Source organism: Frankia alni ACN14a (genome assembly GCF_000058485.1).
Taxonomy (GTDB): Bacteria; Actinomycetota; Actinomycetes; order Frankiales; family Frankiaceae; genus Frankia; species Frankia alni.
On the sequence record NC_008278.1, the window covers coordinates 5,549,507 to 5,568,874 of the forward strand.

Sequence of the window (19,368 nt, forward strand, 5' to 3'; positions counted from 1 at the left end):
CGGGCGCTCCGAACGGATGGCCCCCGACAAATCTCGCCGGCCGCCCCCAGCGGCCCATCGACCTCCTGCTTCCTCGACTACCTGTTCCCCGGATCGGTGGCCCGCACGAGGGACGGCGGGTCGGTCAGGGGCGCAGGGCGAGGTCGGCGATGAGGGCGCGGCGGGTGGCGCCGGTCAGGGGGGTGGAGTCGCTGTACTCGGCGTGGTCGACGACGAGTTCGGCGGGGACGTCCGGATCGCGGAAGGCGTCGCGCAGCTCGTCGGTGAGCACGAAGCGGACCATGTGGACGGAGACCGTCTCGGACGGGACGTCGGGGTCCTCGTCGAGGCCGGGGATCTCCTCCCCCGCGACGCGGGTCCCGCCGATCTCCAGGGCCAGGCTGTGCTGCAGGCCGGCGAGGCGGCTGAGCTCCTCGCGCACCGTCTCGAGCACGTTGAGCTCGATGAACACGGTGGCGGTCAGGACGTGGCTGCCGGGCAGCAGGCGGGAGTACGCCTCGATCTCGTGGGCGACGTCGGCAGACGCCGTCAGTCGCTCGGTGTAGACCATCTCCTGCACCTGGTAGCGCAGGGTCTGCTCGTTCTCGAACTCGGCGAGGACGATGTCGCCGACCCGGACGCGGCGCTCGGCGCGCACGGGAAGCATCTGGCGGCGCAGCTGCGGGCGGCTCTCCGCGTACGCCTGGTGGTCGGTGGTGATGTCGGCGACGGTCAGCGCCATGGCGCGGCCTCCTGTCCGGAAGCGTGGAGTGGGTGTCGTCGGGGGTAGAACACGTCGGGGGTAGAGCACGGCGATGGCCGGCTCCGGCGGAAGGATGCCCGGAGCCGGCCACCGACGTGGTGCGCAGGCGCCGATCAGGCGTCGGCGGTCTCCTCGGCGTTGAGGGCGTCGAGGGCCTTCTTGAACCGGCCGGCGTGGGTCTTCTCGGCGCGGGCGAGGGTCGAGAACCAGTCCGCGATCTCCTCGAAGCCCTCCTCGCGGGCGGTCTTCGCGAAGCCGGGGTACATGGCGGTGAACTCGTAGGTCTCGCCGGCCACGGCGCTGGCCAGGTTCTTGGCGGTGGTGCCGAGCGGCTCGCCGGTGGCCGGGTCGCCGACCTCGGCGAGGAACTCCAGGTGCCCGAAGGCGTGCCCGGTCTCGCCCTCCGCGGTGTCGCGGAACAGCGACGAGGCGTCGGTCAGACCCTCGATGTCGGCACGGCGGGCGAAGTACAGGTAGCGCCGGTTGGCCTGGCTCTCGCCGGCGAACGCCTCCTTGAGGTTCTCGTGGGTCTTGGTGCCGTCAAGCTTCGGCATGAAGCGCTCCTTTGGCGTGGGTGTTCACTGTCGGGCCGGTCCCGCCCGCGGCGCGGGCCGGATCGGAGCCGTTCGCCTGACAGTCCGGGCACATGCCCCGGAACTGCAGGTCGTAGCCGGTGATGGCGAAGCCCGAGCGACGGGCGATCTCCGCCATCATTCCGTCCGGCACGGGGTGATCGATGTCGACCGCGCGGCCACAGCCGTCGCAGACCGCGTGGTCGTGGCGGCGGGTGTTGGCGTCGTACCGGGCCGCCGCGCCGTCGCCCAGGTTGAGTTCCAGCGCCCGACCGGTCGACACCAGCAGCGCGAGGGTGCGGTACACCGTAGCGCTGCCGATTCGCGGCGAGGCACGGCGTACCCGCTCGTACACCTCGGCCGCGGTGGGATGGTCGTCGGCGGCCCGTAGGACCTCCAGAACGGCCATCCGTTGCGGGGTCAGTCGAAGATCAGCCAGGTCGGTCATGGATCACGCCCGTCGGTCGCAGCGGAACCCGCCGCCCGTGCCTGCGGGCGAACGCCCGGCGACCGTGCCGACGGAGGGCTCCGCTGGTTGAGAACGACTCTCACTATCACCGATGTTCCCGCCTCCTGGCAACTGTTCCCGCCTCCTGGCAACTGTTCCCGACTCCTGGCAACCGCTCCGGCCACCGACGCACGCGGCGGGCCGGCCCGGCACACCCGTGGCCGCGGACCGGGTGGACAACGGCGTGACGGCGTGACGTGACCCCACGACCGGGTAATCTTCGGAGCGGATCGCGCCGGTCATCCGGTCGCTCCCGCTCGCCCGCGATCGCCCGCCCCGCGCGGGTCCGGTCGCGGTCGCGGCGGGGAGCGGCGGTCCGCCCCGGGCCGCCGGTCGGCGGTGGCCACCTGATGCGAAAGGCCGTGGACGCCATGAGCACAGTCCTCGTCTACGCCGACCGCGCCGACGTGCGCGCGCGCGTCATCGCCGCGATCGGTCGACTGCCCGCCGCCGACCTCGGCCCGCTGGAGTTCGTCGAGGCCGCGGACGCGGCCGCGGCGATCGACGTCGTCGATCACCACGAGGCCGATCTCTGCATCTTCGACGGCGAGGCCACCCCCACCGGCGGCATGGGCCTGTGCCGCCAGTTGAAGAACGAGGTGGCCGACTGCCCGCCGACGGTCCTGCTCGTCGCGCGCGCCGACGACCGGTGGCTGGCCACCTGGTCGCAGGCCGACGCCGTCGTCGCCCACCCGGTCGACCCCGGCCGGCTCACCGAGGCCGTCGTCACGCTGCTGCGCGCACGGGCCGGCGGCGCGGCGGCCCGGCGGCCGCTGACGGGCGCCCAGCTCGCCGGCTGACACCGATGACCATCGAGGCCACCGTGCCGCCCGCCGTGTCACCCACCGGGCCGCTGGCCGGGCCCGGGCCACTTGCCGGGCCACCCGCCGGCTCGGCCTCGGCGGTGGCGAGCTGGCCGGAGCTGATCGGCGCCCTGCTCGCCCGCGAGTCCCTGGACTCCGCGCGGACGGCCTGGGCCATGGACCAGATCATGGCCGGCGCCGCCACCCCGGCCCAGATCGCCGGGTTCGCGGTGGCGCTGCGAGCCAAGGGCGAGACACCGGCCGAGATCGGCGGCCTGATCGCGGCGATGCGCGCCCACGCCGCCCCGCTACGCATCCCCGACGAGATCCGGGCACGCGCGGTGGACACCTGCGGGACGGGCGGCGATCGGTCGAACACGGTCAACCTGTCCACGATGGCGGCCCTCGTCGTGGCCGGAGCGGGCGTGCCCGTGATCAAGCACGGCAACCGGGCCGCGTCGTCCGCCTGCGGCTCGGCCGACCTGCTCGCCGAGCTCGGAGTCGCCATCGACCTGCCGCCGGCCGGGGTCGAGGCATGCCTGCGGGCGGCCGGCATCGCCTTCTGCTTTGCCAGGATCTTCCACCCGGCGATGCGGCATGTCGGCGGCCCCCGCGCCGAGATCGGCGTGCCGACGGCCTTCAACATCCTCGGTCCGCTGACCAACCCGGCCGAGCCGGGCGCGCAGGCCGTCGGGGTCGCCGACGCCCGCCTCGCGCCGGTCGTCGCCCAGGTCCTCGCCGACCGCGGCACCCGGGCGCTGGTCTTCCGCGGCGACGACGGCCTCGACGAGCTCACCCCGACGACCACGTCCACCATCTGGGTGATCCCCGGCGGCCAGCCATCCGCCGCCGGCGAGGCGGCCGGCCAGACGGCCGCGCCGCCGCGCCGCGAGCAGTTCGACCCCCGCGACGTCGGCATCCACGTGCCGGACATCGCCGTCCTACGCGGCGCCGACGCCCCGCACAACGCCGCCGTCACCCGCGCGCTGCTCGCCGGCGAGCCAGGGCCGGTCCGCGACACGGTGCTGCTTGCCGCCGCCGCCTCGCTGGTCGCCGCGGCGGGGCCGACCGACGCCGCCATCACCGAGCAGATCGCCGCAGCGCTGCCCCGGGCCGCCCACGCCATCGACTCCGGCGCCGCCGCCGCAGTCCTGGACCGCTGGACGGACGCCAGCCAGGCCGCCGCCGCAGCCGCGGCCATCGCCCGCTGAGCCGCCCCACCCCACCCCCGGCACGGCGAGAACCCGCGGCGGGGCGCGCACGCGAAAGGGGCCGGCCGATGCCGAAGCATCTGCCGGCCCCGAAGGTGCGCGGGGCGCGGCCCGGGAGGTGTCCCGGGCCGCGGGGTGAGACTCAGTCCTCGGGCACCGGGGGGTGCCAGAAGTTCTCGAACACGAGGCAGGTCGCGAACACCACGACCATGGCCAGGCCGAGGACGAGCAGCCAGATCCCGAAGACGAGCCCCATCGCCGCCGTCACCGAGCTCGCGCCGATCAGGAACGGGTAGTAGCTGCCCGGCGTGAAGTGCCCGAGCTCGCCGGCACCGTCCGCCACCTCGGCGTCCGGAAGGTCCTGCGGGCGCATGCCGATCCGGCGGCCGGTGAAGATGAGGTAGCCGCCGACCAGCAGGCCCAACCCGGTGGTGAGCGTGAGCGCCGCGGTGCCGGTCGGGTCCTTCGCCCAGAACCAGTAGACCAGCGCCGCAGCCCCGGCGAAGACGCCGAAGAAGCTGAAGATGATGCCTTCCACCTTCATACGATCACCGCCTCCTAACCGATCTCGGGTGTCGCGTGGTAGTCGACCCGGCCCACCGTGGCCGGGAAGTGCAGGTCGAACGCGGGCCGCTCGGAGCGGATCCGCGGCAGCGTCCGGAAGTTGTGCCGCGGCGGCGGGCAGGAGGTCGCCCACTCCAGCGAGTTGCCGTAGCCCCAGGGATCGTCGACGACGGCGAGCTGGCCCTTGCGGTACGAGTGCCACAGGTTGTAGATGAACGGCAGCGTCGACAGGGCCAGCAGGAACGACCCCGCCGAGGAGAACGTGTTCAGGGTGGTGAAGCCGTCGGTCGGCGAGTAGTCGGCGTAGCGCCGCGGCATCCCGCGCAGACCCAGCCAGTGCTGCACCAGGAACGTGGCGTGGAAGCCGAAGAACACGGTCCAGAAGTGGATCTTCCCGAGCCGGTCGTTCATCATCCGGCCGGTGACCTTCGGGAACCAGAAGTAGGTGCCGGCGTAGGCGGCGAACACGACGGTTCCGAAGATCACGTAGTGGAAGTGGGCGACGACGAAGTAGCTGTCGCTGACGTGGAAGTCGATCGGCGGGCTGGCCAGCAGCACCCCGGTCAACCCGCCGAACAGGAAGGTCACCAGGAAGCCGAGGCTGAACAGCATCGGCGTCTCGAAGGTGAGCTGCCCGCGCCACATCGTGCCGATCCAGTTGAAGAACTTGATGCCGGTCGGCACCGCGATCAGGAACGACAGGAAGGCGAAGAACGGCAGCAGCACCGCGCCGGTGACGTACATGTGGTGCGCCCACACCGCGATCGACAGGGCGCCGATGCCGATGGTGGCGAAGACGAGGCCCTTGTAGCCGAACAGCGGCTTACGGGAGAACACCGGCAGGATCTCGCTGATGATCCCGAAGAACGGCAGCGCGAGGATGTAGACCTCGGGATGGCCGAAGAACCAGAACAGGTGCTGCCAGAGCAGCGCCCCGCCGTTCGCGGCGTCGAACACGTGCGCACCGAACCGGCGGTCGGCCTCCAGGGCCAGCAGCGCCGCGGCGAGCACCGGGAACGCGACCAGCACGAGGATCGAGGTGACCAGGAAGTTCCAGCAGAAGATCGGCAGCCGGAACATCGTCATGCCGGGCGCGCGCAGCGTCAGGATCGTGGTGATCATGTTGACGGCGCCGAGGATGGTGCCGAGACCGGACACCGTCAGGCCGACGATCCACAGGTCCGAGCCCGCCCCGGGCGAGTAGATCTCGTTGTTCAGCGGCGAGTAGGCGAACCACCCGAACGACGCCGCGCCGTTCGGGGTGAGGAACCCGGCCACCACCGTGAGGCTGCCGAACAGGAAGAACCAGTAGGACAGCGCGTTCAGCCGCGGGAAGGCGACGTCCGGCGAGCCGATCTGCAGCGGCACCAGGAAGTTCGCGTAGGCGAACGCGATCGGCGTCGCGAACATCAGCAGCATGAGCGTGCCGTGCATCGTGAACAACTGGTTGTACTGCTCGTTGGAGAAGTACTGCAGGCCCGGCCGCGCGAGCTCCGCCCGCATCATGACGGCCAGGATGCCGGCGAAGAGGAAGAACGCGAACGAGGTCACGAAGTACATGACCGCGATGTCCTTGTGGGACGTCGTACGCAGGTAGCCGAGCAGGTTCGTCCGCTTGGGTAGGTGGGGTTGCTCGGGCTCGGCGTGGCCGACGCCCGACTCTTGCACGAGGGTCACTGTCCGCTCCCGGTGGTGGCGGTGGTTGCGGTGCTGGCGGCGGTCGTCGTCCCGGCGGACGTCGACGGAACAGACGCGTTCTGCCGCTCCGAGATGAACCTGTCGTACTCGTCCTGCGGCACGACCTTCACGTAGAAGTTCATCCGGTCGTGGTCGGTCCCGCAGAGCTCGGCGCACCGACCGATGAAGGTACCGGTCTTGGTCACCGTGAGCTCGAACTGGTTGATCCGACCGGGCACGACGTCCCGCTTGAACAGGAACTCGGGCACCCAGAAGGAGTGGATGACGTCCGGTGAGGTCTCCACGAACCGGATGGAGCGGTTCTGCGGCAGGACCAGCACCGCGGGCTCACCGGGCCGGCCGGTGACCTCGATCTGGTTCGGCCCCGTGTGACCGGCGCCGGGGTCGATGTACTTGAACTGCCAGTTCCACCGGAAGCCGATGACGTCCACCGTGACATCCGGCTTGGCCGAGAGCTTCGTGACCTTCGACTCGTCGCGGGCGGTGTAGAAGAACATCGCCCCGACGATCACGACGGGTATGACGGTGTACAGGATTTCGACGGGCAGGTTGTAGCGGATCTGGCGCGGGAGCACGTCGCTGCGCTTGCGGAAGGCGACGACCGCGTAGAGGATCATGCCCCAGACGATCACGCCGACGACGAGCGCGGCGATCGCCGAGCCCTGCCAGATGTTGAGCAGCCGCGGGGTGTGGTTGGTCACACCATCCGGGTAGCCGAAGTTGGGTCTGTCGCAGGCGGTCGCCGCGATCCCCACGACGGCGAGCGCGCCGACCAGGCGCAGGGGTCGGCGCACCGGCCGCGCCCGTCGCCTCCCATGGGCGCCGACCGTGCCAACCGCCTCGACCGCGTCGTTCGCGACCCCGCCCGCACTGCCGGAGTCAGCCGGCGTCGTCGGCGTGTCCTCGACATCCGCGACCGACGGCCGGGTCCGACCGAAGGATCTCCTCACCAGGTCCTGCCTCCCACGACTAGCGGCCCGCGTCGACGGGGCGGAGGCTGTCCGCCGCCATCCGCGAGACCCCAGAAACGCCATGTCACCCCGGTCGATCCCTCCGGACGACATGCTGTCTTCGACACGCTGTAGATGGTGCGGCAGCAGCGTATCTCAGCGGCCCGACAGCTTCTCGCCACAGGCCCCATCAAGGGCCTGTGACGCACGCCCCCCAGGACCCGTCACGGCGTAGCGTCGCAGCCGTGTCGGCCTATCTCGACCACGCGTCGACCACCCCCCTGCATCCCGCGGCCCGGGAGGCGCTCGGGGTGGCGCTCCAGGACGGCTGGGCGGATCCGGCGCGGCTCTACCGGGAGGGCCGGCGCGCCCGGATGCTGCTGGACGCCGCCCGCGAGACCGTCGCGGGCGTTCTCGGCGCCCGGCCCGACGAGATCAGCTTCGCGGCAAGCGGGACCGCGGCGGCCACGCTCGCGCTGCTCGGCACCGCGTCCGCCCGCCGCCGCGCCGGCGATCTGATCATGGTGAGCGCGGTCGAGCACTCCAGCGTGCTGCATGCGGCGCAGCACCACGAACAGGCCGGCGGGCGGCTCGTCGAGGTGGGGGTCGACCGCTTCGGGCGCGTCGATCCGGCGGCCTTCGCGCCACCTCCCGGTACCGCCGTGGCCAGCCTCCAGCACGCAAACCACGAGGTCGGCACCCTCCAGCCGGTCGCCGAGGTCGCCCAGCGGCTGCACGCCACGGGCGTCCCCCTGCACACCGACGCCGCCGTGACCGTCGGCCGGGTGCCCGTCGACCTGGGCGCGCTCGGCGCGGACCTGCTGACCGCCAGCGCCCACAAGTTCGGCGGCCCGGCCGGGGTCGGCATCCTCGCGGTGCGCACGGGAACCCGCTGGCGCAGCCCTGGGCCGGCCGACGAGCGCGAGGGCGGGCGGGTCGCCGGCTACCCCGACGTCCCGTCGATCGTGGCCGCCGCCGCCGCGCTGGCCGCCCGCGCCGCGGAACTCGCGGCGGAGGGCCCGCGGCTGGCCGGCTACGTCCGCGACCTGCGGCGCCGGCTGCCCGAGCTCGTCGACGGAGTGGAGCTGCTCGGGGATCCGGACCAGGCTCCGACCGTGCCGCACATCACCGCGTTCTCCTGCCTGTACGTCGAGGGCGAGGCGCTGCTGACCGAGCTGGACCGGGCCGGCATCGCGGTCAGCTCCGGGTCGAGCTGCACCTCCGACACTCTGACCCCGAGTCACGTGCTGGTCGCGATGGGCGCGCTGACCCACGGGAACCTGCGCGTGTCCTTCGGCCGCGACTCCACCCGGGCCGATCTCGACGCGCTCCTCGACGTTCTGCCGGGCGTCGTACGGACCGTGCGGGCGCGCCTGGGAGCGGACGGGCTGTGACCGGACAGGCTGTGACGGGACGGGTCGTGACGGGTCGGGCAGTGACCGGACGGCCCGGGACGGGACGGGCTGTGACCGGACAGGCTGTGACCGGACGGCCCGGGACGACGCGACGTGTGGCCGTCCGGATCGGGACGGCGGACCCGGCGCGGCGGGCGACCAACGTCACCCGGATCCACCGACGCCCGGCCCGGCCCGGAACGGCCGGTGACCTGCCCGCTCAGGGCCTCGGGAGGTGAGCGGCGGATGACCGTGGACGGGCCGGCGGACGCCGGCACGAACCCCGATCGGGACATCGCCGCGCCGGCGGCGACGGTGGACTCGCGTGGTCGGCGCTGCCCACTGCCGATCATCGACCTCGCCCGTGCGTTCGCCTCGTTGGTGCCCGGCGCCACGATCGCCCTCTGGGCCGACGATCCGGCGGCGGGCCCGGACGTGGCGGCCTGGTGCCGGCTGCGGGGTCAGGAACTGGTGACGGTGCGCGCGCTGCCGGGCGGCGGCGAGGAGTTCGTCATCCGTCGCCTGGCCTGATCGAGCGGCCCGCGGTTCGGCCCGCCGGCCGGTTCAGCCGGCCGCTCGGTTCGGCCCGCCGGCCGGTTCGGCCGGTTCAGACCGCGGGCAGGTGCTCGGCGATCTCGGCGGCCGCGTCGGCGCCGTAGGCCTCGGTGATCCGCTTGAGCATGTCGGACGGCTCGGCGGTGTACTCCTGCGTGCCGACGGTCTCCAGCACCAGGGTCGCGAGCAGGCAGCCGACCTGGGCGGAGCGTTCGAGCGGCAGCTCCCAGGACAGCCCGGCGAAGAACCCGGAACGGAACGCGTCGCCGACGCCCGTCGGGTCCGGAGTGGCCCGGGCGGGCACCACGGGGACGCGGATCGGGTCGCTCTCCGGCGCCTCGATCACCACGCCGTCCTTGCCGTGGGTGGTGACCCGCACGCCGACCTTCGCCAGGATCTCCGCGTCGCTCCAGCCGGACTTGCTGGCCAGCAGCGCCTTCTCGTACTCGTTGCAGAACAGGTAGGCCGCACCGTCGACGAGCTCGCGGATCTGCGGGCCCGCCAGCAGCGCCAGCTGCTGGGACGGGTCGGCGGCGAAGGCGTAACCGCGCTCGCGGCACTCCCGGCTGTGGCGCACCATCGCGTCCGGCGCGTTCGGGCTGATGATCACGACGTCCAGGCCGCCGAAGCGGTCCGCGATCGGCCCGAGCTCGATCTCGGCGGCCTCGTTCATCGCCCCCGGGTAGAAGGAGGCGATCTGGTTGAGATCCTCGTCGGTGGTGCAGACGAAGCGGGCCGTGTGCGCGATCTCACTGACCCGGATGGTGGTGGTGTCCACGCCGTGCCGGTCGAGCCAGGAGCGGTAGTCGGCGAAGTCCTCCCCGACGGCACCGACGAGGATCGGGTGCAGGCCGAGCTGGCCGAGACCGAACGCGATGTTGGCCGCGGTCCCACCGCGGCGGATCACGAGTTCGTCGACGAGGAAGGACAGCGACACGCTGTGGAGCTGATCGGCGAGCAGCTGCTCGGCGAAACGGCCCGGGAAGCGCATGAGGTGGTCGGTGGCAATGGAACCCGTCACGGCGATACGCACGATCGTGGAGCCTACCGGCACCTGTGGCGGTCCGGAACAGCCCCCGCCGCCGCGGGGAGACGCACGAAGCCCGGCCCGACCGTGGTGGGTCGGACCGGGCTTCGTGCATCAGGCACTATCCGGCGGCTCCCGCGGGAGCCGGCCACGACCTCCGGGCCAGTGGCGACCTCCGTGCCGCTGGTGAGAGGAATGCACCAGGGCTGACAGGCGGTCGCCGCGGGCGGCCCGGGTCGGCCGCTCGGTCGATCAGTGGAACGAGTCGCCGCAGGCGCAGGAGCCCTGCGCGTTGGGGTTGTCGATGGTGAAGCCCTGCTTCTCGATGGTGTCGACGAAGTCGATCGTCGCGCCGCCGAGGTACGGAGAGCTCATCCGGTCGAGGACGACCTTGACACCGGAGAAGTCCAGGACGGTGTCGCCGTCGAGGGACCGCTCGTCGAAGAAGAGCTGGTAGCGCATGCCCGAGCAACCCCCGGGCTGCACCGCGATGCGCAGCTTGAGGTCATCCCGGCCCTCCTGCTCCAGCAGGGTCTTGACCTTGCCGGCGGCCGTGTCGGTGAGGATGACGGTCGAGGACTGCGTCGCGGTCTCCGTCGTGTCCTGAACGGTCATAAGGAGTACTCCTGCCCTTGCTGGACGTGCCTGAGGTGCCAGGCATCACTGGTTCCGGTCGGGTACTGCGCTTCCGGTCGGTTGCATCCGGTCGGGTACTGCCCGCGGCGAACCGAGTGGCCTCGGCGACGCCCCGGGCACGGCACAGCGTCTGCGCCGACGTTCATGCCCAACACCATGGGACGGGATCCGCTTCCCATCGTAGCGATGCCGACGGAGCCGAGCCACGGCGCCGACCGGTGGGCCACGAGACGCCGATCACCTCCGATCACCCTGGGTCGCCTTTTCTCACCTCGGGTCGCCTTCTCGCCTGCGGTCACCTTCGTGACCACGTTCACGTCCGGGACCGAAGCGGGCCGAACAGGTCGAACAAGCCGGCGCCCGACCGGCGGAGCTCCGCATACGATGGGCGCGGGGAGTTAGAGTCTCATCGACCATTCGCGGACGACCTCCGGCGGGATCGCCGGCCGGTCGGCGCGGACGACCAGGCGGCCAGGCTGCGGGCCGGTCGACCAGAGGAGCGCCATGACGATCAATCCGACCCTCGGGCGGGATCCGGCCCTCGCGCAGGTGGGCGTCACCCCGTCCCCGCTGGCCCTGCTGCTGCTCGGCCGCGGGTCGGACCCGGCAAGCGAGCGTGGCGTCGACTGCCCCGGCGAGCTGCCGCCGGCCGCCGACCCCACCCTCGCGGCCCGCGCCGCCGCCGCGAAGACCGCGCTCGGTGACCGGGTCTTCATCCTCGGGCACCACTACCAGCGCGACGAGGTCATCGCGTTCGCCGACGTGACCGGCGACTCGTTCAAGCTGGCCCAGCAGGCCGCCGCGCGTCCGCAGGCCGAGGCGATCGTCTTCTGCGGCGTCCACTTCATGGCCGAGAGCGCCGACATCCTCACCGGCGCGCACCAGCGGGTGATCCTGCCCGACCTCGCCGCCGGCTGCTCGATGGCCGACATGGCCACCGCCGAGCAGGTCGAGCAGGCCTGGGACGACCTGCTCGACGCCGGCGTCGCCGCGCAGACCGTCCCCGTCAGCTACATGAACTCCTCGGCCGCCATCAAGGCGTTCACCGGCCGGCACGACGGCACGATCTGCACCTCCTCGAACGCCCGGCGGGCGCTGGAGTGGGCGTTCGGCGAGCGCGGGGGGTCGAAGGTGCTGTTCCTGCCCGACCAGCACCTCGGTCGCAACACCGCCGTCGGCGAGCTGGGGATGACCGAGGCGGACTGCGTCGTCTACGACCCGCACCGGCCCGGCGGCGGGCTGACCCACCGCCAGCTCCGCGAGGCGAAGATGATCCTCTGGCGCGGGCACTGCTCGGTGCACGGGCGCTTCACCCGCGACAGCGTCGACGAGGTGCGCGCCCGCATCCCCGGGGTCACCGTCCTGGCGCACCCGGAGTGCCGCCGGGAGGTCGTCACGGCGGCGGACCTGGTCGGTTCCACCGAATACATCATCTCCGTCGTCGACGCCGCCCCGGCCGGCTCGGCGTTCGCCATCGGCACCGAGCTGAACCTCGTGCAGCGGCTGGCGAAGCGGCACCCCGACAAGACCATCGTCTTCCTGGACCGTACGGTGTGTTTCTGCTCCACCATGAACCGGATCGACATGCCGCACCTCGTCTGGGCGCTGGAGTCGCTCGTCCGCGGCGAGACGGTCAACCAGATCTCCGTCGACCGGGACGTGGCCACCTTTGCCCGGAAGGCACTCGATCAGATGTTGGCTCTGCCCTGATGGCCCTGCTGAAGCGGCGTGGCTCCGCCGAGGCCGACGCCGAACCGCTCGCCGAGCAGGTCGAGCTCGACGATCAGGACCCGTCGGCCGACCCGCGGCGCACCGCGGCGAAGGGGCGTCCCACGCCGAAACGCTCGGACGCCCGGGCCGCCCGCGGCAGGACCGTCGCGCCGGCGGGCAAGGGCGCGAGCCGCCAGGACGCCAAGTCCGCCCGCCGCCGGCAGAGCCAGGAGTACCGGGCGGCGATGATGTCCGGGGACGTCAGCCGGCTGCCGCCGCGCGAGCGCGCCCCGGAGCGGGTGCTGGCACGCGACCTGGTCGACACCCGGCTCACCGTCGGCCCGTTCTTCCTGGTGGCCGCGGTCGTGTACTTCGTCGGCGGCCTGATCCCGAACGGCGTCGTCCGGCTCGCCGCGACCCTGCTGATGCTGCTCGGCATCATCGCGGTCGTCGTCGACTCGATCGTGCTCTCCTGGCAGGTGAGCCGTAAGGTCGCCGAGCGTTACCCGGACTCGCGGGTGCGGGTACGCGCCTACGCCGCGCAACGGGCCCTGCTGCCGCGCCGCTGGCGGCTGCCGCGCCCGCGGGTGTCCCGCGGCGACGCGCGGCCCTAGCCCTCAGCTGGGCTGCGAGCCCCGGCGTGGGTTACGCGGACCCTCGCCGGGGTGGGCGGACGCCGTCGTAGGTTTGTGATGTGAAGCATCGGCGCCTGGGGCGCAGCGGCCTGTCCGTCAGCGAGATCTCCTACGGAAACTGGATCACCCACGGTGATCAGATCGAGGCGGACGCGGCGACGGCCTGCGTGCGCGCCGCCCTCGACGAGGGCATCACGACCTTCGACACCGCGGACGTGTACGCGGGCACCCGCGCCGAGGCCGTGCTGGGCGACGCTCTCCAGGGCGTCCGCCGGGAGTCCTACGAGCTGTTCACCAAGGTCTACTGGCCGACCGGCCCCGGCGAGAACGACAAGGGCCTCGGCCGCAAGCACATCATCGAGTCCGCCCACGCCTCGCTGCGCCGGCTGCGCACCGACCATCTCGACGTCTACCAGGCGCACCGGTACGACCCGACGGTGCCGCTGGAGGAGACGCTGCGGGCCTTCGACGACCTGGTCCGCGCCGGCAAGGTGCTCTACATCGGGGTCTCGGAGTGGTCCGCCGAGCAGATCACCGACGCCGTGCGGATCGCCGGCGAGCTGGGGCTGGACCGGATCATCTCCAACCAGCCGCAGTACTCGATGCTGTGGCGCACCATCGAGGCGGACGTCGTGCCCGCCAGCGAGAAGGCCGGCATCTCCCAGATCGTCTGGTCGCCGATCGCGCAGGGCGTGCTCACCGGCAAGTACCTGCCCGGTCAGCCGCCGCCGAGCGGCAGCCGCGCCACCGGCGGCACCGGCGAGAGGTTCATCTCCCGGCTGCTCAACGACGACGTCCTGACCGCGGTGCAGGACCTGCGCCCGATCGCCGCGGACGCCGACCTCAGCATGGCCCAGCTCGCCGTCGCCTGGGTGCTCCAGAACGACAACGTCGCCTCGGCGATCATCGGCGCCTCCCGGCCGGAGCAGGTACGGGAGAACGTCAGGGCCGCCGGGGTGACCCTCGACCCGGCCCTGCTCAAGCGGATCGACGACGTGCTCGCCGACGTCATCCAGCGCGGCTGAGGCCGCCGCCGAACCCGATCGAGGTGACCGGTGAGTGCCGCCGACCCGACCTCCGACGAAGCCGAGTTACCCCCGCCGGCCGCGGGTGAGCACGTCCTGACCCGCGACGCCGGACCGGTCCGGTGGCTCACGCTGAACCGTCCCCACCGGCTCAACGCCCTGACCGCGGACTCCTACCGGGCGCTGCGGGCGGCGCTGGTGGCGGCGGACGGCGACGAGGCGGTGGCGGTGGTCGTGCTCACCGGCGCCGGGCGGGCGTTCTGCGCCGGCGCGGACCTCACCGAGCTTCCCGGCACCGACCGCGGCCGGCTCGTCGCCGACTTCGAGGCGCTCGTCCTCGCCCTGGCCGGCCTGGCCAAGCCGCTCGTCGCGGGGGTCCGCGGGCCGGCCGTCGGCCTGGGGATGACGATGCTGCTGCACTGCGACCTGGTGGTGGTCGCGGAGTCGGCGCGGCTGCGGGCACCGTTCACCGAGCTGGGGACGGTGCCCGAGGCGATGAGCTCGGTGCTGCTGCCGCGGGCGGTCGGCGCCCAGCGGGCCGCCGAGCTGCTGTTCACCTCGCGCTGGCTGAGCAGCGCCGAGGCCGTCGAGTATGGCCTGGCGATCCGCCGCTGCCCCGACGCCGACCTCGACGCTGTGACCGGCGAGCTCGCCGCGCGCATCGCCGCCTTCCCGGCGCCCGCGGTGGCGGCGACCAAACGCCTGCTGCGCGCCGGTCCCGCCGAGCCCGCGGCGGCGCCCCGGCCGGGGATCGAGCGGGCCGGGATCCAGATCGCCCGCGCGGTGCTGCGCCGCGAGCTCGCCGAGGGCGCCGCCCTGAACAGCCGGCTGGGCCGCTGAGCGGCTGGCGGCCCGACGCCCTCGGCTGCGGCCCGGCCTCCTCGGCTGCGGCCCGGCCTCCTCCGCCGCCGCGGGCGGGCGGGACGCGACGGGAGCGGGATCAGGCGCCGTCGACGGGTCGACCGAACGCCGCGGTCAGCGCGGCCCAGGTCCGATCCAGGTCGGAGCCCGGCAGGTACCGGCCGTCCAGTTCGAGGATGACCGTGCCGTGCGCCGCCGCCCACAGCGCCTGCGCGAGGTAGGGCTCCCCCGTGGCCCGGTAGAACGGCTCGCCCGCCCAGTCCTCCACCCCCGCGGTGAGCTGGTCGCGGCGTAGCGGGCCGGAGGTGACCAGGCGGTAGAGGTTCGGATGCGCGCGGGCGTGGGCGCGGTAGGCGGCCAGCAGGTCGCCGAGCACGCTCGCGGCGTCGGCGCGGTCGACGACACCGTGCAGCAGGTCGCCGATCTCGACCAGGGCGGCGTCGACCAGCCTGGCCTCCAGCTGGTTCTTGCCGGCGAGGTGCTTGTACAGCGAGGGCGCGCGGATGCCCAGCAGCTCGCCGAGCCGGCGCATCGTCAGCGCCGCCGCGCCCTCCTTCTCCAGCACCTCCCGCGCGACCGCGATGATCTCGCCGAGCCGCGGCGAGGGCGGCGCCAGTGCGGGCCGGGGCGCGACGGGCGCCAGCGGCAGCCCACCCGAACCCTGCGGCGTCCCCATCCGTCCCGTCCCTCTCTCGCGCGCCCGTGCCGATCTCTCCCGCGGCGCCGGGGCGACGCCACGAAGGGTCAGCGCGCGGTCAGCGTGAAGACCGGATGGCGAGGGGCGATCCGGCGGATCTCCTCGTCGGTGGAGTCGGGCCCGATCCCGTCGAAGAAGGCGCCGACCTCGGCCTTCCATCGCTTCAGGTAGGCCCGCAGCACGGCGACACTGTCCGCCGGGTCCAGCTCGTCGGCGTGGTAGAGCGTACGCGAGCGCCCCCGCAGCAAGGACAGCTCACCACCCGCGGCGCGGACGTTGCGGACCCACTGCCCATGGCCGCGCGCCGACACCAGGTACTGCCGCCCCTCGTAGGTCAGCAGGTTCACCGGGGTCCGCCGCGGCTGGCCGCTGGACCGCCCGCGCACCTCCAGCACCCGGCTGCCCAGCACGCTCACCCCGGCCCGGGTCACCAGCGCCACCAGGCGGTTGGCCACGTTGCGGGTGAACCAGCCGGGCGCGAGGTAATGCGCCCCGCCGGCGCGGGACGATGCCTGATCACGCTGCTCGCTCATGGATCCACACCTCCGGGTCGACAATGCGGCTAACACCGTTAGCCACACCGCTAGCTAACAACGTTAGCCAGAGCCTGTCAACCCGCTCCGGGCGGCATGCCAGGGCAGCCGGCGATCCTCTCCTCGCCGGATCCGAGGCCGCCATGCGTTCAGCCGTGGCCTTCTTCGGTCGCGAGTTCGACACTGCTGCAGACATCGCCGTGCAGGCGCAAGCACGCGCACACCCGTACATCGTTCCGATGCTGGCCTGCGCACAGGCCCGCGCCTTCGCCCTTGCCGGGCGGCAGGACGAAGCGCGCTCCGCCCTGCGAACCATGGGCGAGAACATCTGGACGGGCAAGCAGGTGCCGGGCCTCTCACCCATCGATGACGAAACGTACGAGGCGTTCAGTGCTGTCATCCTCGGTTACCTCGGCGCGGGCGAGGAAGCTGAACCACACGCCAGAAGATCACTGACGATGCTGGCCCACAGCGGGCGATACAGGTCGACCGCCGGTACACATCTCGCACTCGCGCGCGCGTCTGTTCACCGCCGCCACCCCGACCCCGAACAAGCCGCCAGGGCCGCAGTCGACGCCGTAGCGACGATCGACGGCAGAGAGGTTCCTGACGGTCCCACCGTCGGCCGCGCCGCAGGCCTTTGGTGCATGCTGGTCCGCAACAACGACTGGGCACGCCTCGCATCTGTTCGGGATCTCGGCGACCAGGTTTCGTCCGGGCGACACGCTCTCCCTCCCGGGCCGACCATCTGAGGCGCTCACAGCGCTCTTCTCCGCGATGGGGAACGAGAGCGCGTGTCTGGCGACGCCGAGCTCGCGGGCGACGCCGGTCGGGGATCGGCGCGGCGCGCGAAACCGCGCCACGCGTCCCAATCCCGGCCCCGGCCAGCATGCGGTTCCGCGGAACCGCGCCGCGCCATCGGCCCGGTTCCATCGATGGCAGGCAGCATCACCGGCCACCAGGTACCGGCCACCGCCTGCTGGCCCACCACGTGCCGTGAGCAGGCCGGCATCGGGGAGGTCGGGACGCGGCACGGATCAGGTGACCGGGCGCAGGCTCATCGGGCCGTAGATGCGGCGTCCGGCGTCGAGCAGGGTGACCTGGAGGACGCCCGCGGCGAGCAGGTCGCGCCAGGTCTCCCCGAGCCAGGTCTCGGCGTCGCCCTGGCTGGTGAAGGATTCGGAGCTCGACGCACCGCCGACCGTGACGATCGCTCCGTCGTCGCCCTCGTAACGCCAGGTCCAGGTCATGCGTGGGTCCCTTCTCCGGGGCGGCCCGAGTCGGCCGGCCGCCGTGCGCGATCGCCGATCGGTCGACCGGTGGACCCATCCAACCGTGTGCCCCTCGTCGGCGCGGCGCCGCGGATCAGCGTGCCGCCCGTGGTCACCGTCGCCAGGGGCCGATGCTCCCCGGGGAATCGGCCGAGCGGACGGCTGGTTCGGTGCCGCACGCCACTGGCGCGCAGGCGGACACCCGCGTCAGGATGTCCTCGACGCCGGTAACGTCGGCCTCGACAGGACACGGAACGACGTGCGACGTCGAGCGCACATCCGGTCCATCCGGTCGAGTCCGGTACATCCGTCGAGGAGGAACAACCCGCGTGGGAACGACCGTCTACAACGCCGCAGCCTTCGCCGCCGAGTCCGCGGAGCACGATCCGCCCCTGACCTGGTGGGCTGCCGTGATCGTCACCTTCGTGGCCATCTTTCTGCTGGCGGCGGTGCTCGCGCTGATGACCCGGTGGGAGCGCAAGCGCCACCCGCACGTGTGATCCGGGCGCGGCGGCGGTGCGGGTAACGCTGCTCGGCACGGGTTCGGCGGACGGCTGGCCGAATCCGTGGTGCGACTGCGCGTCCTGCGCCTGGGCGCGCCAGAACGAGGTCCGCGGGCAGACCGCCGTCCTCGTCGACGACGCCCTGCTCATCGACTGCGGGCCCGACGTGCCGCGGACCGCCGCCCGGCTCGGGGTCCGACTCTCCGGCCTGCGCCATCTGCTGATCAGCCACGCGCATCCCGACCACCTCGGCCCGGAGAGCCTGATGTGGCGGTCGTGGTCGTCCGCCGCCGGTCGGCCACTCGACGTCGTCGGGCCGCCCGCGGCGCTGGCGGTGTGCCGCGCGTTCCTGACCCGGTGGGAGGGCGCCGACCCGACCCGGGAGGGCTCCGCCCTGCGATTCGTCCCGGCGACGGCCGGCGACGACGCACCGGACGGCGACGACTCACCGGACGGCGACGACTCACCGGACGGCGATCCGCTGCGCCTCGGCGAGGGTGACGCCGCGTACCTGGTGCGCCCGCTGGCCGCCCGGCACGGCGACGCGAGCATCGGCCCCGCGGTGCTCTACGACGTCACCGCGCCCGACGGCGGCCGGCTGCTCTACGGCTGCGACACCGCCGCGCCGCTGCCAGCGGCAACGCTCGCCGCGGTGACCGGCCGGGCGTACGACGTGGTGCTGCTGGAGGAGAACAACGGCGACCGGCCCGGTTTCGGTGAGCACCTCGATCTCGACTCCTTCGCCGAACTCGTCGCGGAGCTGCGCCGCCGCGGCGCCGTCGTCGACGGCACCCGGGTGCTCGCCGTCCACCTCAGCCACCGCAACCCGCCTGGCGACGAGCTGGCCCGCCGGCTCGCCCTGCTCGGCGCGCAGGCTCCCGGCGACGGCACCGTCCTCGACCTCGCGCCCCACTCACGCCCCGCCGGCCCCACCGGCTCCACCGGGACGCCGGCGCCGCACCGGGTCCTGATCACCGGTGGGGCCCGGTCGGGGAAGTCCGCCGAGGCGGAACGCCGGCTGCTCGCCGAGCCGGCAGTGGTGTACGTCGCCACCTCCGCGCCCCCGGACCCCACCGACGCCGAGTGGTCGGCGCGGATCGCCGCGCACCGCGAGCGCCGTCCGGCGGCGTGGACGACCGTGGAGACCCTCGACCTGGCGCCGCTGCTGCGCTCGCCGGGTCCGCCGCTGCTCGTCGACGGCGTCGGGCTGTGGGTGGCCGCACTGCTCGATGACCCGGCGGAGCTGGCGAGGCGGGCGGGCGAGCTGGTCGAGGCGTGGCGGCACACCGCGCGCCGCGTCGTGGCGGTGACCGACGAGGTCGGCTCCGGAGTGGTGCCGGCGACGGCCGACGGTCGCCGGTTCCGCGACGCGCTCGGCCGCCTCAACGCCGAGCTCGCCGCCGCCTCCGACGAGGTCTGGCAGGTCGTGGCGGGCACCGCGATCCGGCTTCGACCCAAAGCCTGATCACAGGC

General features: G+C 72.9%; 22 protein-coding genes. 11 read left to right on the forward strand and 11 right to left on the reverse strand.

The window, feature by feature from the left end:
* Window positions 1-124: 124 nt before the first annotated feature.
* The 3 genes from FRAAL_RS22305 to FRAAL_RS22315 all read right to left on the reverse strand — a co-directional run bounded on the left by FRAAL_RS22305 (window position 125) and on the right by FRAAL_RS22315 (window position 1,762).
* Window positions 125-721: a DUF3501 family protein gene (locus FRAAL_RS22305; RefSeq protein WP_011606223.1), complete on the reverse strand. Its 597-nt coding sequence runs from the start codon at window positions 719-721 to the stop codon at window positions 125-127.
* A gap of 134 nt (window positions 722-855) precedes the next feature.
* A complete protein-coding gene (locus FRAAL_RS22310; protein WP_011606224.1) occupies window positions 856-1,296 on the reverse strand; it encodes a rubrerythrin family protein in 441 nt (146 codons plus the stop codon).
* Entirely contained in the window at window positions 1,283-1,762 is a 480-nt protein-coding gene (locus tag FRAAL_RS22315) for a Fur family transcriptional regulator (protein ID WP_050997216.1), read from the reverse strand. Before FRAAL_RS22315 ends, FRAAL_RS22310 begins: the two co-directional genes overlap by 14 nt.
* A gap of 431 nt (window positions 1,763-2,193) precedes the next feature.
* On the opposite strand from FRAAL_RS22315, the gene FRAAL_RS22320 reads away from it, so the two are divergent.
* Both FRAAL_RS22320 and trpD read left to right on the forward strand, forming a co-directional pair.
* Complete coding sequence (locus FRAAL_RS22320; RefSeq protein ID WP_011606227.1) at window positions 2,194-2,622, forward strand: response regulator; 429 nt, start codon at window positions 2,194-2,196, stop codon at window positions 2,620-2,622.
* A gap of 104 nt (window positions 2,623-2,726) precedes the next feature.
* Window positions 2,727-3,836, forward strand: a complete 1,110-nt coding sequence (trpD, locus tag FRAAL_RS22325) for an anthranilate phosphoribosyltransferase (RefSeq protein WP_011606228.1) — start codon at window positions 2,727-2,729, stop codon at window positions 3,834-3,836.
* Between the two features lie 142 nt (window positions 3,837-3,978).
* Here the strand turns inward: trpD and ctaF are convergent, their stop codons facing one another.
* From ctaF to ctaC, 3 genes are read right to left on the reverse strand one after another with little or no spacing between them, the layout of a single operon-like run.
* On the reverse strand, window positions 3,979-4,380 hold the full coding sequence (gene ctaF, locus FRAAL_RS22330) for an aa3-type cytochrome oxidase subunit IV (RefSeq protein ID WP_041939640.1): 402 nt from the start codon (window positions 4,378-4,380) through the stop codon (window positions 3,979-3,981).
* Between the two features lie 14 nt (window positions 4,381-4,394).
* On the reverse strand, window positions 4,395-6,077 hold the full coding sequence (gene ctaD, locus FRAAL_RS22335; RefSeq protein ID WP_041939641.1) for an aa3-type cytochrome oxidase subunit I: 1,683 nt from the start codon (window positions 6,075-6,077) through the stop codon (window positions 4,395-4,397).
* Window positions 6,074-7,048, reverse strand: a complete 975-nt coding sequence (gene ctaC / locus FRAAL_RS22340) for an aa3-type cytochrome oxidase subunit II (RefSeq protein WP_041939642.1) — start codon at window positions 7,046-7,048, stop codon at window positions 6,074-6,076. The genes ctaD and ctaC overlap by 4 nt, the downstream gene beginning before the upstream one ends.
* 245 nt (window positions 7,049-7,293) lie before the next feature.
* Between ctaC and FRAAL_RS22345 the strand changes: the two genes are divergently transcribed.
* Window positions 7,294-8,442: a cysteine desulfurase family protein gene (locus FRAAL_RS22345; protein ID WP_041939643.1), complete on the forward strand. Its 1,149-nt coding sequence runs from the start codon at window positions 7,294-7,296 to the stop codon at window positions 8,440-8,442.
* 246 nt (window positions 8,443-8,688) lie between these two features.
* Window positions 8,689-8,973 carry a sulfurtransferase TusA family protein gene (locus FRAAL_RS22350; RefSeq protein ID WP_083866885.1) on the forward strand — a complete coding sequence of 95 codons (285 nt, stop codon included), beginning with the start codon at window positions 8,689-8,691 and terminating at the stop codon, window positions 8,971-8,973.
* 76 nt (window positions 8,974-9,049) lie between these two features.
* Here FRAAL_RS22350 and FRAAL_RS22355 read toward each other — a convergent pair whose 3' ends face one another.
* Window positions 9,050-10,030 carry a carbohydrate kinase family protein gene (locus FRAAL_RS22355; protein ID WP_041939644.1) on the reverse strand — a complete coding sequence of 327 codons (981 nt, stop codon included), beginning with the start codon at window positions 10,028-10,030 and terminating at the stop codon, window positions 9,050-9,052.
* Window positions 10,031-10,276: 246 nt separating this feature from the next.
* The gene (erpA, locus tag FRAAL_RS22360; protein ID WP_009742888.1) at window positions 10,277-10,639 is read right to left on the reverse strand and encodes an iron-sulfur cluster insertion protein ErpA; all 363 of its coding nucleotides are present in this window, start codon (window positions 10,637-10,639) and stop codon (window positions 10,277-10,279) included.
* A gap of 525 nt (window positions 10,640-11,164) precedes the next feature.
* Here erpA and nadA point away from each other — a divergent pair.
* The 4 genes from nadA (at window position 11,165) to FRAAL_RS22380 (ending at window position 14,870) form a co-directional block, all read left to right on the forward strand.
* A complete protein-coding gene (gene nadA, locus FRAAL_RS22365) occupies window positions 11,165-12,370 on the forward strand; it encodes a quinolinate synthase NadA (protein WP_011606235.1) in 1,206 nt (401 codons plus the stop codon).
* The gene (locus FRAAL_RS22370; protein WP_041939645.1) at window positions 12,370-12,984 is read left to right on the forward strand and encodes a DUF3043 domain-containing protein; all 615 of its coding nucleotides are present in this window, start codon (window positions 12,370-12,372) and stop codon (window positions 12,982-12,984) included. Before nadA ends, FRAAL_RS22370 begins: the two co-directional genes overlap by 1 nt.
* A gap of 80 nt (window positions 12,985-13,064) precedes the next feature.
* The gene (locus tag FRAAL_RS22375) at window positions 13,065-14,030 is read left to right on the forward strand and encodes an aldo/keto reductase family protein (RefSeq protein WP_011606237.1); all 966 of its coding nucleotides are present in this window, start codon (window positions 13,065-13,067) and stop codon (window positions 14,028-14,030) included.
* A gap of 30 nt (window positions 14,031-14,060) precedes the next feature.
* Window positions 14,061-14,870: an enoyl-CoA hydratase/isomerase family protein gene (locus tag FRAAL_RS22380; protein ID WP_011606238.1), complete on the forward strand. Its 810-nt coding sequence runs from the start codon at window positions 14,061-14,063 to the stop codon at window positions 14,868-14,870.
* A 100-nt stretch (window positions 14,871-14,970) separates the two neighbouring features.
* On the opposite strand, the gene FRAAL_RS22385 is transcribed toward FRAAL_RS22380, so the two are convergent.
* Complete coding sequence (locus tag FRAAL_RS22385) at window positions 14,971-15,567, reverse strand: TetR/AcrR family transcriptional regulator (protein WP_011606239.1); 597 nt, start codon at window positions 15,565-15,567, stop codon at window positions 14,971-14,973.
* A gap of 68 nt (window positions 15,568-15,635) precedes the next feature.
* Window positions 15,636-16,121: a nitroreductase/quinone reductase family protein gene (locus FRAAL_RS22390; RefSeq protein ID WP_011606240.1), complete on the reverse strand. Its 486-nt coding sequence runs from the start codon at window positions 16,119-16,121 to the stop codon at window positions 15,636-15,638.
* 155 nt (window positions 16,122-16,276) lie between these two features.
* On the opposite strand from FRAAL_RS22390, the gene FRAAL_RS22395 reads away from it, so the two are divergent.
* Window positions 16,277-16,873 carry a hypothetical protein gene (locus FRAAL_RS22395; protein WP_231861204.1) on the forward strand — a complete coding sequence of 199 codons (597 nt, stop codon included), beginning with the start codon at window positions 16,277-16,279 and terminating at the stop codon, window positions 16,871-16,873.
* A gap of 285 nt (window positions 16,874-17,158) precedes the next feature.
* On the opposite strand, the gene FRAAL_RS22400 is transcribed toward FRAAL_RS22395, so the two are convergent.
* Window positions 17,159-17,371 (reverse strand): hypothetical protein, encoded by a 213-nt coding sequence (locus tag FRAAL_RS22400; RefSeq protein ID WP_011606242.1) that lies wholly within the window; start codon window positions 17,369-17,371, stop codon window positions 17,159-17,161.
* A 350-nt stretch (window positions 17,372-17,721) separates the two neighbouring features.
* On the opposite strand from FRAAL_RS22400, the gene FRAAL_RS33805 reads away from it, so the two are divergent.
* Together FRAAL_RS33805 and FRAAL_RS22405 are read left to right on the forward strand one after the other, a co-directional pair.
* The gene (locus FRAAL_RS33805; protein ID WP_009742877.1) at window positions 17,722-17,892 is read left to right on the forward strand and encodes a hypothetical protein; all 171 of its coding nucleotides are present in this window, start codon (window positions 17,722-17,724) and stop codon (window positions 17,890-17,892) included.
* A 16-nt stretch (window positions 17,893-17,908) separates the two neighbouring features.
* Entirely contained in the window at window positions 17,909-19,360 is a 1,452-nt protein-coding gene (locus FRAAL_RS22405; protein ID WP_011606244.1) for a bifunctional adenosylcobinamide kinase/adenosylcobinamide-phosphate guanylyltransferase, read from the forward strand.
* Window positions 19,361-19,368: the final 8 nt, after the last annotated feature.